A 14,140-nucleotide genomic window follows, 5' to 3' on the forward strand; every position below is an offset into this window, starting at 1 on the left:
GGCGGGAGTCGGGTTCAGCCGGCGGGTGCGCTTCGCGCGCGGATGCGGTGTGCGGTGCGCAGGCCATGTTTGGCGGCGGTCGCGACCAGGCCGCCGAGGGTGGTTCTGGCAGTGTCGTGGGCGGCGAGGCGTTCCAGCACCGGCAGGGCGCGGTCGTCGGCGGTGGAGCCGAGGGCGCGGCAGGCCAGTGCGCGCAGGTCGGGGTCGGGGTCGGTGGTGAGGGCGATCAGGTCGTCGACCACCCGAGGGCCGAAGGCAGCGATGGCTGCGGCGAGATGACCGGCCTTCGGGTTACGGCGTGCCAGCATGGCCTGCCAGAGTGCGGCGAGTGCGTCGTCGTCGCCGATGTCGCCGAGGGCCCGGGCGGCCATGCTGCGCACCCACTCGGTGTCGTCGTTCAGCCGGGCAGCGAGCTCGGGCACGGCGATGTGTGCCCCGAGGAGGCCGAGTGCCTCGCAGGCGCCCTCGCGGACCATCGGGTCGGGGTGTTCCAGCAGGGCGGTGATCAGCGGAACGGCCTGCTGGAAGCCGAGGTCGGCACAGGCGAGCGCAGACCACCGCACCCCGCGGTGCCCGGTGTCGGCGAGCGCACGCAGGAGGCCCGGTTCGAGGCTCGTGTCGCCGAAGAGGGCGATCCGGTTGAGGGCCTTGGTCCAGACGGTGACGTCCTGCGTACGGTGGTCGGAGGCGACGTCGGACAGTGCCTCCAGGGCCTGCGGGTGGCCGAGTTCGGCCCACTGCAGCAGCGAGTCGATCGCCTGCACGCGGCTCGTGCGGTTGCCGTGCAGCTCGGCGGCGTGGACGGTGACGAGGGAGGACGGTCCGTCGGGCAGGTGGCCGAGCGCGTCTTCGAGCGGTTCGGCGAGCGGCGGTTCGAGCTCGGCCAGCCGCCAGGCCAGTGGGCCGATCCGGAAGCCGACGTCCGCGTCGTAGAGGGCGTTGCGGCAGAGGTTGGCGGCGAGCTTGGCGATCGTACGGAACAGCAGGTAGGCGCGGTCGGCCGCAGCCTCGGGGACGGTGTCGAGCGCGTCGAGCCGACCGGCCATCGCCGCGGCGACGGCGGCCTGCGGGCGACCGGTGGCCCGCAGGACCGCCTCCGCCCACGCGAGCGGTTCGTCCTGCCGCTCGTACAGGAGGCGGCCCCACAGGCGGAGGACGGCGTCATGGTGGTCGGTCATCCGGTGATCGTTCCAGGAGGCGTGCCGGCGGCCAAACGGGTTTTCCTCCCGGCCGCCGGATCCCCGGTCCTACTCGCACGGTTGTTGAGTACGTTTGCTCGTGATCGCGCGCCGACCGGCTTCCTATCGTGCTCTTCATGAACACGGACCCGACTCCCACCACCTCACCGGCTCCGGCCCGGGCCAACTCGCGAGGGGCCGGCAGTCCCGTCACGGTGGAGGTCACCTCGCGCTCCGCCGGGGACCGCGACACCGCGTACTGGCAGTTCGACCTCGGCTGACCTTCATCCGTTCCTCGCCGACGCCGCCTCAGGCCGTGGTCGGCCAGGGCACCGTCGTCTCGGCCGGGGTGGTGTAGTCGGTGCCGGGGACGTCCCAGCCGTAGAGGCGGCCGACCTGGGCCCGGAACCAGGCGGTGTCGGCGAGCTCGGGCAGGGTGTCGGTGGTTGCGGCGGCCCAGCGTTCGTGGACGGCGGCCTGCACCTTGTCGTCCATCTCCCAGCCGTCGAGGCGGATCCGCTGCTCCTCGTCGAGCTGCAGCGGTGCCGCTCCGGTGAGCTGCTGCCACAGGGCGGTGGCCTGCTGGGCGGTGCTCCGGAAGCCGTCGCCGAGGACGGCGCGGAGCAGGCTGGTGTAGAGGGCGATGGACGGGATGGCCGTCGAGGCCTGGGTGACGGCCGCGCCGGCGACCACGGTGTGGGCCCGGCCGCCGAGCGGGGCGAGGTCCTGCTGGAGGCGGCGTGCGGTGTCCTCCAGGTGCTGCTTGGCCGCGCCGATGGTGCCGGCCCGGTAGATCGGCGCGGTGAGGTCGGAGCCGACGTAGGTCAGGGCCACCGTGTGGAAGCCGTCCCGGACGAGGCCGCGGTCCGTCAGGGCGTCGATCCACAGCTTCCAGTCGGCGCCGCCCATGACCTGCACGGTCGCGTCGCGCTCCGCGTCGACGGCGGGTTCGAGTTCCAGCGAGCCGACGAACGGGGTGTCGCCGTCGAACTGCAGGGTCTTGGCCCGGTAGGCGGAGCCCAGGGGCTTGATCACCGAGTGGTGGACCTCGCCGGTGCCGGGGTCGGTGCGGCGGGGCGCGGCGACGCTGTAGACGAGGTAGTCGACCTTCCCGTACCGGGCGGCGAGATGGTCGAGCGCCTCCTCCTTGGCGGCGGCGGAGAAGGCGTCCGCGTTGAGGAAGGCGAAGTCGCCGGCCGGTCCGGCGAGTTCCGCGGTGCGGGCCGTCCGGTACCAACCGCCGGAAGCGGTGCGTCGCTCGGTCTCGGGGGCCTCGAAGGCGATGCCGAGCCCGCGCATGCCGTACGTGCGCAGCGCGGCGACGGTGGCGGCGAGGCCGTAACCGGCGCTGGAGCCGATGATCAGGGCGACGGGCCCCTCCGTGGTGGCCGGGCCGGCGGGCGCGGGGGTGCGCTCCCACAGTTCGTCGACGACGGCGGCGCAGCCGTCGGGGTGGGAGTTGAGGTAGAGGAAGCCACGGTTGCCGGGCTTGATCTCGCGGAGGGTCATCGATTTCCTTCGTGCTGGGGAGTCGTCTCCAGGCCCATCAGGCCTCCATCCTGGCCGGTCAACCCGGGTGAGGATGTGGCGACATGTGCCAGGGTCCGCTCAGGAATCTTGTCGATGCCGCCCTTATGGGCGCGGCGCCTGCGTAGAACAGATCCTTCCGCTGAGGTGTTCAAAACCCTCACAATCGGCATCGTTGGTTCACGACTCGTCGGCGGTAGCGTCGTCGTCGTTCGTCGTCGTTCCGATTCCTGTCTTGGGGTAAACACACATGGCATCGAACAAGACCGCGAAAGCACTGCTGGGAATCCTCACCGCCGCCGCACTCGGCGTCGGCACCCTCGCCGGCGCGTCGGCGGCCACCGCCGCGCCCGCGCAGCAGGTCGTCACCCGGACCGTCACCATCCAGGCGGTCAACAACCTCGGCCTCAGCACCACCGAAGCCAAGAGCGTGCAGTGCTACGTCCGCAGCGCCGGATACGACCCCGGCGCGATCGACGGTCAGCTCGGCTCCGCGAGCTGGTCGGCCTGGCAGCGCTTCCTCAACGATCGCAACTTCAACGCCGGAACCGTCGACGGCCAGGTCGGCCCCAACACCATCAGGGCTCTCCAAGGCTTCCTCGTCTGGCTCGGTTACGACACCGGCGGCGTCGACGGCGTCGCCGGACCCAAGACCCGGGCCGCCTGGGCGGCGTTCTCCAACCTCGGTGGAGGCTGGTGCTGACCTGCGACACCGGCGGAAGAACGCGGGCCCGTCCCAGGATCGCTCCTGGGGCGGGCCCGCACCGCTGCCGTCCCCTGGTCAAGAGGGGGTGGCCGTCGGGCAGCCTGAAGGCGATGGGGGCCGCGTTGCGCATCGCGGCCCCGGCGCCGCCCCGCGACGCCTTGGTCCACGACGTGCGCACGCGCTGGACGACCCGGACGAGGCCTGGGAGGAGCTCTTCGTCATCGCCAAGGCCCTGCGGGCCCGCGGCACCGACGACGAACTCGCCGCGTTCCTGGCCGAGCGCGACCTGACCGCGGAGCACCTCGACGACTGACGCACCGAGCACCGGGCGGCGGCGCACCCCGCTGCCGCCCGGTGCTGCGCGCTCCTGTTCAGCCCGTGGGCATGCCGATCTGCCGGCGTTCGAGCGCGGAGCGCAGCGTCGCGAGCGCCTGCGCGGCGGCCGTCACCGACGCGTCGTCGAGCGTGCCGCCGATCAGCTCGGCCAGCCCCGCCGTGAACGTCCGCTCCGCCGCGTCGACGAGTCGGGCACCGCCCTCGGTCAGGGCCAGCAGGGAGGAGCGGCGGTCGGAGGGGTTCGGCTGCCGGACGACCCAGCCCTGCTTCTCCAGGCGGTCGACGCCCTTGCTGGTTGCCCCGATGCCGACGGCGAACTCGGTGGCGAGGTCCGCCACGCGGGCTCCGGGGTGGTTGCGCAGGTACCGCAGGAACTCGAACTGCGAGGTCACGATGCCGTGCCGGGCACGGAGCCGGTCGTTGAGCGCGTTGTAGAGCCGCGTCTCGCACCGGACCAGGTCGGCGAAGAACTCCGGGAGATCCACCGTCTTACCCCTCGATTTAGATGCCACGGCATATAGTGTAGCGGCAGCTACTTTCGAGGGGAGCACAACCATGAGCAGGGAACAGCGCGCGCGGATCGACGCGATGCTCCGGCAGCCCCGTCCCGAGGGTCCCCGGACGGTCGAGGAGATCCGCGCCGGATTCGAGGCGCTGATGGCCGGGATGATCGTGCCCGACACCATCCGCACCACGGAGACGGTGCTCGGCGGCCGGCCCGCCCTCAGGGTCGAACCGGTCGGTGCGCCGCGTGCCGGGACGATCCTGTACTTCCACGGCGGCGGCTGGGTGTACGGCTCGCCCCGGACGGCCCTGTCGCTGACGGGCAACCTCGTGGCCAGGACCGGCCTCGGGGCGTACTCGCTGGACTACCGGCTCGCCCCGGAGCACCCCTTCCCGGCCGCGATCGAGGACACCCTGAGCGCCTACCGCGCCCTCCTCGAACGCGGCGAGGACCCCGCAGCCATCGTGTTCGCCGGGGACTCCGCCGGCGGCGGACTCGCCGTGACCGCCTGCCTCGCCGCCCGTGACGCGGGTCTGCCGATGCCCGCCGCCATCCTGGCCCTGTCGCCGGGCCTCGACGCCACCCGCACCGGCGACAGCATGGTCACCAAGGAGGACGCCGACCCGATTTTCACCCGCGCGGACCTCGACCACACCGGCGCCATGTATCTCGCCGGGGCCGACCCGCACCAGCCGCTGCTCAGCCCGGCCGTCTGCGCCGACCTGACCGGCTTCCCGCCGATGCTCGTCCAAGTGGGCGCCAACGAGGTCCTGCTGGACGACTCCACGCGCCTGGCCGCGCGCGCCGCGGCGGCCGGTGTGGACGTCGTCCTGGACATCACCGCCGACGCGCCGCACGTGTTCCAGGCCTTCGCCGGGGTTTTGGACGTGGCGGACGAGGCGCTGGACCGCGCGGCGCTCTTCCTTATCCAGCGCATGCGCAAAGCGAATTGACGGTTCGTCAAGGTTTGCTCATCACCCGCGTCGGGTCGCGGTGGACCGCGTCGAGGGTGAGGGGACCGCCGGCTTCAAGTTCCAATCGGCACGATGACTTTCGCGGTGAACACCTCCACCAAGATCCCCGACTGTCAACGTCAGGTGCTGAGCGAGATGGATCGCGGAGAGCCCTTTCGCTCGATCCCGTCCATGGCTCGGCTGTTCCCCGTGCTTTGACGGGGAACAGCCGGAGCGCTCGTAGGGTCAGGGGGACGCGGTGTCTTGGGCGTCCTTGGCGGCGTCTGATTCGGCAGCGGCGGCGGCGCTGTCGGCGGCGTCCACCTTCTGCCGCATCTCGCCGAGTCGGTCACCGCTCACCGCCGATCCGCTCGCGCCCGCGGACGGTGCGCCGGCGGCGGGTGCGCTGCCCTTCCCGGTACCGCTCCCGTTCGCGCCGCACGCCGTCAGGGCGAGCGTGGCGAGCAGGGCGGCCGACAGGGCGGCGGCCCGCCGCGACAGCCGGCCGGCCGATTCCGGTGCGGCCACCGACCTGCCATCGACCAGGACGGATGCCGTGCCGTGAGCGGCCACTGCGCGAACGGCCACTGCGCGGGCGGTCACTGCGCGTTCGGGCTGCCGAGGCCCTGCGAGGAGCACCAGCCGGCAACGGCGTTCAGGTCGCTCTGCCGCTGGGTCAGCGTGGCCACCAGGCCCTTGCGGTACGTCAGCCGGTCGTTGAGGTCGTTGTAGATCGCGGTGTGGCCGGCGGCCTTGGCGTTGGTCACCCGCTGCTCCAGACGGGCGATCGAGCCGGCCTCGGTGACCGGGCCGTTCAGGCGGGCCAACGCGTTCTCGACCCGCTGCTCGGCCTTCGGCAGCCGCTTGCAGACGCCCTTCGCACCGTCGCCGTCGGGCGTCGGCAAGACCTTCGGGGTCTCGGAGGCCACCGGGGTGGCACTGGTCGTGGCAGCCTGAGCCGGTCCGGCGAGGGCGACCAGGGTGGTGCCCAGAGCGAGAGCACCGATCATTGCAGCGGCCTTACGGTGGGTGTGCATGGCGAAGTCCTCCAGTTGCCACGGGTGGCAGGTCCGGCCGGAGCGTCGGGCGGTCCGGCTGAGCAGGACGATAGGGACCCTCCTTGTGGATTCCTTGTGAGTCCGACAACCGCACCGCGGACGCCGCAACGCCACGGGAGCTTCAGCCGCTCGCACCCGTGGTGCGGATCCAGTCGCCGCGGGTCGGCAGGGGCAGCGCCGGGGCGTCCGGGCCGACCAGGGGCAGCCGGACCTGGATGCGGCAGCCGGTGCCGCTCGGAGGCTCGGTGACCGTGATGGTGCCCCGGTGCAAGGCCACCTGCTGGGCGACCAGGGTCAGCCCCAGTCCCGAACCGGGGCTGTCCCGTCGTCGGTGGAACCGGTCGAAGACCGCCGCCCGGTCCTCTACCGGGATGCCCGGCCCGTCGTCGTCCACGGTCAGCGACGCCTGCCCGGCCTCCCGACGCAGTCCGACCACGATCCGGGCCGGCTCCCCGGGCCGGTGCCCGTGCACGGCCGCGTTGGCCAGCAGGTTGTCGCAGACGATCCGCAGCCCGGCCTCCCATCCGTGCACCCGCAGTCCGTCGGCGTCCGACCCGGTGAGGTCGGGACCGGCCATCTCGACGGTCACCTCCGGCCGCCGTCGGCGCAGCTCGGCGACGGCGGCCGCGGCCGGTTCGGCCGGGTCGATCACCGCGAACGCCTCCTCCTCGACCAGGTCGCCACGGGCGAGCGTGCGCAGTGCGGTGAGCAGGTCGAGCAGCCGCCGGTGGTCGTCGCGAAGGTCGGAGAGGATCTCCGCGCGGTCCGCCGACGGCAGGTCCGGGTGCGCGCTGAGCACGTCCAGGTTGGTCTGCAGGCTCATCAGTGGCGTGCGCAGTTCGTGCGAGGCGGCGGCGGAGAACGAGCGGGCGGTTTCCAGCGCCTGGCCGGTCCGGGCGACCTGATGGTCGTACCGGGCCAGCGCGCTCTCCAGCGCGAGCGCGAGCTCGTCCACCTCGCGGATCCCACTGTGCTGGTGGGTGAAGCCGACGGCGCCGGCGCGCGGGTCGAGCGCGGCGGCCCGGCGGCCCAGGCGGCTGAGCGGTGCGGTGGCGCGCCGGGCGAGAGCGTAGGCGAGCAGGCCGGAGAGCGGTGCGGCCAGCACAGCGGCCCACAGGATCCGCCCGCGCACCGCGTCCACCTGCGGGTTCGTCGCTGATACCGGTGCGGTGACCCAGAGCGTGCCGGGGTTGACGCCGGTCACCTGTCGGGCCAGCACCCGCCAGGTGCGGCCCTGCGCCCGCACGGTGACCAGGACGCCGGTGCTCGCGGGGGCGGGCTGCGGGAGTACTGCGGCCGGGCCCGGCACCGGGCCGCCCTCCGTGATCTTGTCGCCGTTCGCGTCCGCCACCCGGATGCCGACGTCCAGCGCGTCGTCGAGCAGGTTGCGGCGCTGGTTCTGCTCGACCCGGGGCCGGTCCTGCTGGGTGGCGCTCAGCAGTGCCTTGGCGGCGGGCAGCACGGCGGCGGCGCGGTCGCGCAGCCTGGTGTCCTGCTGGGAGCGCACGTCGTGGGTGACCAGGCCGAGCAGCAGCGCGCCGGTGCCCAGCACGAGCAGCGGGACGAGCAGGGCCGCGCCGGTTGCGATCCGGGTGGCCAGACTCATCGAGCGCCGGGCGGGGACAGGGCCGTTCACCGGTGTGCCTCCGGCATCCGCAGCACGAAGCCGACGCCCCGCACCGTGTGGATCAACCGCGGACGGCCGCCTTCCTCCAGTTTGCGGCGAAGGTAACTGACGAACGTGTCGACGGCATCGGTGCGGACCTCGAAGTCGTAACCCCAGACCCGGTCGAGCAACTGGTCGCGGGTCAGCACCAGTCCGGCGTTGCGGGCCAGGTGCTCCAGCAACTCGAACTCGCGGCGGGTCAGCCGCAGCGGTTGTCCGTCCCGGCGGACCTCGCGGGCGGCGGGCTCGATCTCCAGCGGCCCGACCCGGAGGACCTCACCGCCCGGCACGCCGGGCCGGCCGTACGCGCCGGCCTGAGGCCGGCGGCGCAGCAGGGCGTGCAGGCGCAGCACCAGTTCCTCCAGTGCGAACGGCTTGACCAGGTAGTCGTCGGCGCCCGCCTGCAGGCCGGCCACCCGGTCGGCCAGCTCGTCCAGTGCGGAGAGCATCAGTACGGGCGTGTCGATGCCCTGGTCCCGTAGTCGGCGGCAGACCTCGGTACCGTCCACGTCGGGCATCGAGACGTCGAGGACCAGCACGTCGGGCGGCTCGGTGGCTACCAGCCGCAGCGCCGCCTGCCCGCCGTCAGCCGTTCGTACCGTGAACCCGCCGAGCCGCAGGCCGCGTTCCAGCGACCTGCGGATGGTGTTGTCGTCATCCACCACCAGCACCGTCCCGGTGCTGTCACCGACCGCCATCGGGTTCTCCTCGCTCCCCTCCGGCCGCCGCCGGGGCGTCCACAGTGGCACGGGCTGATGAGAGCTTTCTCATCGAAGTCCCGCGACCTCCAGGGCCACGGCCCCTGTTCTCACGCCTGGTGCGCGGACTCGCCCGGCTGGGCCTTCACGTGACCGTCCAACCTGTCGGGGTCGCTGGACCTGGCTCAACGCAACGTGCCCGGATGTCGTTCTAGGCGGTCCGGCGGCGGAGGGTGGCGGCTCCCAGGGCGAGGGCGAGCAAAGTGGAGCCGGCGACGACGGCGAGGTCGCGGGCAACGGCCGTGTCGGCGGTGGCGGTTGTGGTGAGCCGGGTCATCGCGTCGACGGCGTAGGAGAGCGGCAGGACGTCGGAGGCCCAGCGCAGCGCCGTGGCCATGGAGTCGCGCGGGACGAAGAGCCCGCACAGCAGCATTCGGGGGAGGAGGACCGCCGCAGGAACTGGACGACCTGGAACTCTGTCGCGGCGAACGCCGACACCAGCAGGCCGAGCGCCATGCCGAGCAGTCCGTCGGCGACGGCGACGGCGAAGAGCAGCCAGGTGGGGCCGGCGATGCGCAGGCCGAGCGGGCCGATGGTGAGCGCGGTGGCGAGGGTCGCCTGGAGCAGGGCGACGGCGCCGAATGCCAGGGCGTACCCGAGGAGGAGGTCGAGTTTGCCCAGCGGCATGGTGAGCAGCCGCTCCAGGGTGCCGGTGGTGCGTTCGCGGAGCATGGCCACCGAGGTGACCAGGAACATCACGAGGGCGAACTCGACCTGGAGCAGCCGGAGTTGCGGGTGGAGATGACGCTCTCGCAGATCGTGGGACTGGCGATGGCGCGATACGTGATCCAGGTGGAACCGCTCGCGTCCACGCCCGTGGAAGAGCTCGCCCCGTTCCTGGCGCGGACCGTACAGGGGTACCTGGCCGAGCCCTGAGGAGGCAGCGCTCGCAAGCGGCCGTGCCCCACGTCCCGGGCCGGCAGGAAAGCGGTCGGCCTGCCTCGGCGTGCGGCGGCCGCTCGGCCGGGGCTCTGCGCCGATCACGGCCCGACGGGTGTGGTGGTGGCCGGCCGGGGCGCGCCGGTGTCCCGGTCCCGGATCGTCTCGGCGGCGCGCTGCAGTTCGGCAAGGACCGTCCGGACGGCCTTTCGCGCGGTGCGCTCGGGCCGGTGGAGCACATCGACGTGCCGTCGGGCCTGGACTCCGCTCAGCGGCCTGAGAACGACGTCGGGGTGCGGACGGGTGGTCCAGCGCGGCATCAGCGCCAGCCCGCCGCCGGCCGCCACCACCTCGGCGACCACCGCGAATTCGTTGATGCGGTGGACGATGTCGAGCCGGCGGTTGGCGACGCTGGCGATGGCCTCGATCGTGGCCATCAGCGGGAAGCCGTCGTGGACGGTGATCCACGGCTGACCGGCCACGTCCTGTGGTGAGAGCTGCGGCTTGGAGACCAGCGGGTGGTCGGCCGGAAGGGCGACGTCGAGGGGCTCGCGCAGCAAGGTGAGGGCGATCACGGTGCGCGGCCAGGGCGGAGCGTGGTCGAGGCGGTGAGCGAACACGAGGTCGTAGTCACGGGTGAGGGCGGGAAAGCGGTCCTGGGCGACATCCTCGTCGGACAGCGCCAGACGGGGGTGACCCGCGCCGGCGAGGCCGCGCAGCAGGAGCGGGAAGAACGCCGAGGCCGCGCTGTGGAACGCCGCCACCGAGACCTCGCCGTCCGACTGCTCCGCGAAGTCGGTGACGGTGTGGCGCGCCCTGGCCAGGGCACTCTCCACCTCGATGGCCGCCACCGCCAGGGCTTGCCCGGCGTCCGTCAGCACCACCCGGCGCCCGGCGCGTTCGGTGAGCGGGACGGGAATCGAACGCTGCAGCAGCCTCAGCTGCTGCGAGATCGCGGACGGCGTCACGTGCAGCGCCTCGGCAACCGCGGTGACACTCCCCAGTTCTCCCAGTTCCCGCAGGATCCGCAGCTGCCTCTCGTCCACGCTGACAGTGTAGGACTGCTACAGGTTTGTTGAAGAAGTTGGTTGTAGCCTTCAACTCCCTGGTCGGGCAGCGTAGTGGCATGCCCGTTGCCCGCCGTACCGATGCGGTACTCCTCCTCGTCGCGCTCGTCTGGGGTTCCAGCTATCTGGCCGCCAAGACGGCCACTGCCGCGCTCCCGGTCCTGGCGGTGCTGTTCGCCCGGTACGCGATCTCCACGCTCGCGTGCGGCGCCCTGGTCGTCTTCGGCCGCCGGGCGCGGCGCCCCACCCGCGACGAGGTGCGCACCGGGGCCCTCCTGGGAGTCACCCAGGCGGCCGTCCTCGTGCTGGAAACCTACGGGGTGGCGCACACCAGCGCCGCCAACGCCGGACTGATCATCAGCCTGACCATTGTGCTCACCCCGTTGATGGACCGCAGCGCAGGCCGCCGCCTGCCCGCGACGTTCTTCCTCGCCGCCGGCCTGTGCGTTCTGGCCGTCGGACTGCTGACCTCAAGCACCGGACTGCACGCGCCGCGACTCGGGGACGCCCTGATGCTCGCCGCCGCAGTCGTACGGGCCGGGCACGTCGCCCTCGTCGGACGGCTGACCGCCGGGCGCCCCGTGGACCCGCTCCACCTGACGAGCGTCCAGACCGTCGTCGGTTCGGCACTGTTCCTGCCACCTGCCATCGGCCACCTGCCCGACCTGGCCCACGGCAGTGTCACCACCTGGACCCAACTGATCTACCTCGCCCTGTTCTGCAGCGTGTTCGCCTTCCTCGCCCAGACCCGGGCCGTGCAACGCACCTCCGCCAGCCGGGCAAGCCTGCTGCTGGGAACCGAACCGATCTGGGCCGTCGCCATCGGGTTCAGCCTCGGCGGCGAACGGCTCACCCCCTGGGCCGCCCTCGGTGCCGTGCTGATGATCGCCGGGACCTACTGGGGACAGGCCATCGAACGCACCCACCGCGCCACAGCGCGAACCGTGAAGGAGGACACAGCGTGCCGGACGACGACACCTATCAGCGCCTGATCGCCCTGTTCGACACCACCCGGACCCCGTACCGGCTCATCGACCACGAACCGGACGGCACCACGGACTCGGTCAGTGCCCTGCGCGGGCACCCCGTCTCCCACGCTGCGAAGTGCATCGTCCTCAGGGTCAAGACCGACCGGCGGAGCACGCGCCACGTGCTCGCGGTCGTCCCCGGGGACCGGCGCGTCGACCTGGACGCCGTCCGCACGCTCTTCGACGCGCGCTACGTCGGATTCAGCGACCCGGCGACCGCCGAACGCCTGGCCCACGCCGTCCCCGGCACCGTTCTCCCCTTCGCTTTCGACCCCGAACTCGAACTCGTCGCCGATCCCGAGGTCGTCGCCCGGCCGCAGCTCTACTTCAACGCGGCCCGCCTCGACCGCTCGGCGGCCATCTCGGGTGCCGACTACGCCCGACTCGCCCAACCGCGCATCGAACGCATCGCCGGCCCGGCGGCTACCGGCACCCGGGAACCCGCTCCGGCATAGACACACCGCTACCTGGCGCGCTGTCGGCCCTGACCGCCCCGAGGCGCGGCTGACCCGGTCAGTGGCAACTGGCGATGTGCTGGATCACTTCGTGAACCGGCGACGTATGGCCTCTCCTCAACCTGGAGGCGCCGCATGGCCGATCTCCATTCTTCCGCTGAGCCGACTGCCATCGGTATGGGCGTCGCGGCTGCCGATACGAACGATGTCTGGGACCTCTTGGCCGAGCAGGATGCCGTGGAAGCCGGTCTGTTGCCCACCGCGGTCCGGCCGTCCGGCGACGGCCGCTTCCTCTATACGACCAACCGCGGCGACGACGCGATCTCGGTCCACGCCGTCCATGACGACGGGGCGTCCGTGGAACGGCTCACCGCCGTTCCCTGTGGCGGGACTTGGCCGCGCGACATCGCCCTCACCCCCGACGGCCTTCTCCTCTTCTGGGCCAATCAGCGCTCCGACACGGTCACGGCCTTCCATCGCGACCCACCCACCGGCCACCTGAGCCCGGCCGGGGAACCCCTGATGGTCACCGAGCCCACTTCCGTCCTGCCGATCGGCCGCTGAGCGGGTCACGAGGTGCCCGGCGCGACAGCCGTCGGGCGCCGAAGGATGTGTGAGCGTTCACAATGCGTCCGCACCGTAGGGGCGGCGAGGGAGGAGTGTCAACGGCCCGCTTGGGGGACGGGTGGCAAAGCGCGACCTCTTGACACCGGTCGGCCGCAAGCCCCAGGATCGGCTCGTGAACCTGTCAGACAGCCAGACAGCAGGATCGGCCCCCCGTCGCGTGAGCGCGATGGAAGCCGTGTTCGGCCACCTGCGCAGCGCCATCGAGCGCGGCGAGTACGTCGTGGGGGACAAGCTCCCCTCCGAAGCAGAGCTCTGCCGCACCCTGGAGGTCAGCCGGCCCGTGCTGCGGGAGGCGCTCCGGGCCCTCCAAGCCATGGGCCTGACCGTCTCCAGGACCGGCAAGGGCACCTTCGTCGTGGCGAACACGGTCGAGGACCCCACCTTCGGTGACTACGCCGCCAGCGACCTGCTTGAGGTGCGCCGGCACGTCGAGATCCCGGTCGCCGGCTACGCGGCGCTGCGCCGCACCCCGGAGGACCTGGACCACCTGGCCCACCTGCTCGACCGGATGGAGCGGGAGACCGACACCACCGCGTGGGTCGCGCTGGACACCGTCTTCCACCTGGCGGTGGCCGAGGCCTCCCGCAACCCGGTCTTCCGCCGGGTCATCGAGGAGATCCGTGACGCACTGGCGCGTCAGTCCACCTTCCTCAACGAACTCGGCGGCCGGCGCGAGCAGTCCAACTGCGAGCACCGGGCGATCGTCGAGGCCCTGGTCGACGGTTCCGAGCCCGACGCGGTCGCGGCGATGTCCCACCACCTCCACCGCGTCGAGGCGACCCTCACCGACATCGTGCACCCGAGGCGCACGGACACCCCCACGGAAGGCAGATCCGAGGCGTGAGCGAGCAGTTCCTCAAAGACGAGAAGCGCCCCACGACCCGTCACGTCGACGCCGGTGACACCGGCTACAGCAAGTCCTTGAAGCCCCGGCACGTCAACATGATCGCCATCGGCGGTGCCATCGGCACCGGCCTGTTCCTCGGCGCGGGCGGACGGCTCGCCGACGCGGGGCCCTCCCTGTTCGTCGCGTACGCCGTCTGCGGCGTCTTCGCCTTCCTCGTCGTGCGCGCGCTCGGCGAACTCGTGCTGTACCGCCCGTCCTCCGGTGCCTTCGTGTCGTACGCCCGGGAGTTCCTGGGGGAGAAGGGCGCGTACACCGCGGGCTGGATGTACTTCCTCAACTGGGCGACCACCGGCATCGCCGACATCACCGCCGTCGCCACGTACACCCACTACTGGCACCTGTTCTCCAGCGTCCCGCAGTGGGTGATCGCTCTCATAGCCCTGGCCGTGGTGCTGACCGTGAACCTCATCTCGGTGCGGATCTTCGGCGAACTGGAGTTCTGGTTCGCCATCGTCAAGGTCAGCGCGCTGCTGGTGTTCATGGGCATCGC

At 72.0% G+C, this 14,140-nt stretch carries 18 protein-coding genes and 1 pseudogene; 10 read left to right on the plus strand and 9 right to left on the minus strand.

From position 1 onward, the window contains the following. Positions 1-14 precede the first annotated feature (14 nt). Positions 15-1,178, minus strand: a complete 1,164-nt coding sequence (locus ACWCXH_RS11160; RefSeq protein ID WP_449801114.1) for a HEAT repeat domain-containing protein — start codon at positions 1,176-1,178, stop codon at positions 15-17. 137 nt (positions 1,179-1,315) lie between these two features. Here ACWCXH_RS11160 and ACWCXH_RS11165 point away from each other — a divergent pair, with 137 nt between their 5' ends. Beyond that, on the plus strand, positions 1,316-1,459 hold the full coding sequence (locus ACWCXH_RS11165; protein ID WP_449801115.1) for a hypothetical protein: 144 nt from the start codon (positions 1,316-1,318) through the stop codon (positions 1,457-1,459). Between the two features lie 28 nt (positions 1,460-1,487). Here ACWCXH_RS11165 and fabV read toward each other — a convergent pair whose 3' ends face one another. Further along, the gene (fabV, locus tag ACWCXH_RS11170; protein ID WP_449801116.1) at positions 1,488-2,687 is read right to left on the minus strand and encodes an enoyl-[acyl-carrier-protein] reductase FabV; all 1,200 of its coding nucleotides are present in this window, start codon (positions 2,685-2,687) and stop codon (positions 1,488-1,490) included. A gap of 268 nt (positions 2,688-2,955) precedes the next feature. Here fabV and ACWCXH_RS11175 point away from each other — a divergent pair, with 268 nt between their 5' ends. Together ACWCXH_RS11175 and ACWCXH_RS11180 are read left to right on the plus strand one after the other, a co-directional pair. Further along, positions 2,956-3,408, plus strand: coding sequence for a peptidoglycan-binding domain-containing protein (locus tag ACWCXH_RS11175; protein ID WP_449801117.1), 453 nt, complete (start codon positions 2,956-2,958; stop codon positions 3,406-3,408). A gap of 88 nt (positions 3,409-3,496) precedes the next feature. Next, positions 3,497-3,724 carry a hypothetical protein gene (locus ACWCXH_RS11180; protein WP_449801118.1) on the plus strand — a complete coding sequence of 76 codons (228 nt, stop codon included), beginning with the start codon at positions 3,497-3,499 and terminating at the stop codon, positions 3,722-3,724. 58 nt (positions 3,725-3,782) lie between these two features. Here the strand turns inward: ACWCXH_RS11180 and ACWCXH_RS11185 are convergent, their stop codons facing one another. Continuing rightward, positions 3,783-4,259 carry a MarR family winged helix-turn-helix transcriptional regulator gene (locus tag ACWCXH_RS11185; RefSeq protein ID WP_449801119.1) on the minus strand — a complete coding sequence of 159 codons (477 nt, stop codon included), beginning with the start codon at positions 4,257-4,259 and terminating at the stop codon, positions 3,783-3,785. 43 nt (positions 4,260-4,302) lie between these two features. Here ACWCXH_RS11185 and ACWCXH_RS11190 point away from each other — a divergent pair, with 43 nt between their 5' ends. Then, the gene (locus ACWCXH_RS11190; protein WP_449801120.1) at positions 4,303-5,205 is read left to right on the plus strand and encodes an alpha/beta hydrolase; all 903 of its coding nucleotides are present in this window, start codon (positions 4,303-4,305) and stop codon (positions 5,203-5,205) included. 246 nt (positions 5,206-5,451) lie between these two features. Here ACWCXH_RS11190 and ACWCXH_RS11195 read toward each other — a convergent pair whose 3' ends face one another. From ACWCXH_RS11195 to ACWCXH_RS11215, 5 genes and pseudogenes are all read right to left on the minus strand, one after another. Then, complete coding sequence (locus ACWCXH_RS11195; RefSeq protein WP_449801121.1) at positions 5,452-5,733, minus strand: hypothetical protein; 282 nt, start codon at positions 5,731-5,733, stop codon at positions 5,452-5,454. A 71-nt stretch (positions 5,734-5,804) separates the two neighbouring features. Then, entirely contained in the window at positions 5,805-6,242 is a 438-nt protein-coding gene (locus tag ACWCXH_RS11200; protein WP_449801122.1) for a hypothetical protein, read from the minus strand. A gap of 142 nt (positions 6,243-6,384) precedes the next feature. Then, positions 6,385-7,899 carry a sensor histidine kinase gene (locus ACWCXH_RS11205; protein ID WP_449801123.1) on the minus strand — a complete coding sequence of 505 codons (1,515 nt, stop codon included), beginning with the start codon at positions 7,897-7,899 and terminating at the stop codon, positions 6,385-6,387. Continuing rightward, positions 7,896-8,627 carry a response regulator transcription factor gene (locus ACWCXH_RS11210; RefSeq protein ID WP_449801124.1) on the minus strand — a complete coding sequence of 244 codons (732 nt, stop codon included), beginning with the start codon at positions 8,625-8,627 and terminating at the stop codon, positions 7,896-7,898. The genes ACWCXH_RS11205 and ACWCXH_RS11210 overlap by 4 nt, the downstream gene beginning before the upstream one ends. 211 nt (positions 8,628-8,838) lie before the next feature. Then, positions 8,839-9,410 (minus strand): annotated as a pseudogene (locus ACWCXH_RS11215) (ABC transporter permease); the annotation flags it as partial. Between the two features lie 18 nt (positions 9,411-9,428). On the opposite strand from ACWCXH_RS11215, the gene ACWCXH_RS11220 reads away from it, so the two are divergent. Then, complete coding sequence (locus ACWCXH_RS11220) at positions 9,429-9,563, plus strand: TetR/AcrR family transcriptional regulator (RefSeq protein WP_449801136.1); 135 nt, start codon at positions 9,429-9,431, stop codon at positions 9,561-9,563. Between the two features lie 104 nt (positions 9,564-9,667). On the opposite strand, the gene ACWCXH_RS11225 is transcribed toward ACWCXH_RS11220, so the two are convergent. After that, a complete protein-coding gene (locus tag ACWCXH_RS11225) occupies positions 9,668-10,612 on the minus strand; it encodes a LysR family transcriptional regulator (protein ID WP_449801125.1) in 945 nt (314 codons plus the stop codon). Positions 10,613-10,692: 80 nt separating this feature from the next. Here ACWCXH_RS11225 and ACWCXH_RS11230 point away from each other — a divergent pair, with 80 nt between their 5' ends. From ACWCXH_RS11230 to ACWCXH_RS11250, 5 genes are all read left to right on the plus strand, one after another. Then, on the plus strand, positions 10,693-11,625 hold the full coding sequence (locus tag ACWCXH_RS11230) for a DMT family transporter (RefSeq protein WP_449801126.1): 933 nt from the start codon (positions 10,693-10,695) through the stop codon (positions 11,623-11,625). After that, a complete protein-coding gene (locus ACWCXH_RS11235; RefSeq protein WP_449801127.1) occupies positions 11,595-12,116 on the plus strand; it encodes a YbaK/EbsC family protein in 522 nt (173 codons plus the stop codon). Before ACWCXH_RS11230 ends, ACWCXH_RS11235 begins: the two co-directional genes overlap by 31 nt. Before the next feature lie 135 nt (positions 12,117-12,251). Further along, on the plus strand, positions 12,252-12,680 hold the full coding sequence (locus ACWCXH_RS11240) for a lactonase family protein (RefSeq protein WP_449801128.1): 429 nt from the start codon (positions 12,252-12,254) through the stop codon (positions 12,678-12,680). A 229-nt stretch (positions 12,681-12,909) separates the two neighbouring features. Beyond that, positions 12,910-13,587: a FadR/GntR family transcriptional regulator gene (locus ACWCXH_RS11245; RefSeq protein ID WP_449801137.1), complete on the plus strand. Its 678-nt coding sequence runs from the start codon at positions 12,910-12,912 to the stop codon at positions 13,585-13,587. Beyond that, positions 13,584-14,140 (plus strand): amino acid permease (locus ACWCXH_RS11250; protein WP_449801129.1); only part of this gene is annotated, 557 nt, incomplete at its 3' end. The genes ACWCXH_RS11245 and ACWCXH_RS11250, both read left to right, overlap by 4 nt.

This window comes from Kitasatospora sp. NPDC001660 (genome assembly GCF_053596725.1).

Coding starts and splice junctions, on each gene's coding strand:
- ACWCXH_RS11220 (WP_449801136.1), top strand. CDS start 9,429: ATGACGCTCTCGCAGATCGTGGGACTGGCGATGGCGCGATACGTGATC.
- ACWCXH_RS11160 (WP_449801114.1), bottom strand. CDS start 1,178: ATGACCGACCACCATGACGCCGTCCTCCGCCTGTGGGGCCGCCTCCTG.
- ACWCXH_RS11175 (WP_449801117.1), top strand. CDS start 2,956: ATGGCATCGAACAAGACCGCGAAAGCACTGCTGGGAATCCTCACCGCC.
- ACWCXH_RS11245 (WP_449801137.1), top strand. CDS start 12,910: ATGGAAGCCGTGTTCGGCCACCTGCGCAGCGCCATCGAGCGCGGCGAG.
- ACWCXH_RS11230 (WP_449801126.1), top strand. CDS start 10,693: ATGCCCGTTGCCCGCCGTACCGATGCGGTACTCCTCCTCGTCGCGCTC.
- ACWCXH_RS11210 (WP_449801124.1), bottom strand. CDS start 8,627: ATGGCGGTCGGTGACAGCACCGGGACGGTGCTGGTGGTGGATGACGAC.
- ACWCXH_RS11200 (WP_449801122.1), bottom strand. CDS start 6,242: ATGCACACCCACCGTAAGGCCGCTGCAATGATCGGTGCTCTCGCTCTG.
- ACWCXH_RS11165 (WP_449801115.1), top strand. CDS start 1,316: ATGAACACGGACCCGACTCCCACCACCTCACCGGCTCCGGCCCGGGCC.
- ACWCXH_RS11190 (WP_449801120.1), top strand. CDS start 4,303: ATGAGCAGGGAACAGCGCGCGCGGATCGACGCGATGCTCCGGCAGCCC.
- ACWCXH_RS11240 (WP_449801128.1), top strand. CDS start 12,252: ATGGCCGATCTCCATTCTTCCGCTGAGCCGACTGCCATCGGTATGGGC.
- fabV (WP_449801116.1), bottom strand. CDS start 2,687: ATGACCCTCCGCGAGATCAAGCCCGGCAACCGTGGCTTCCTCTACCTC.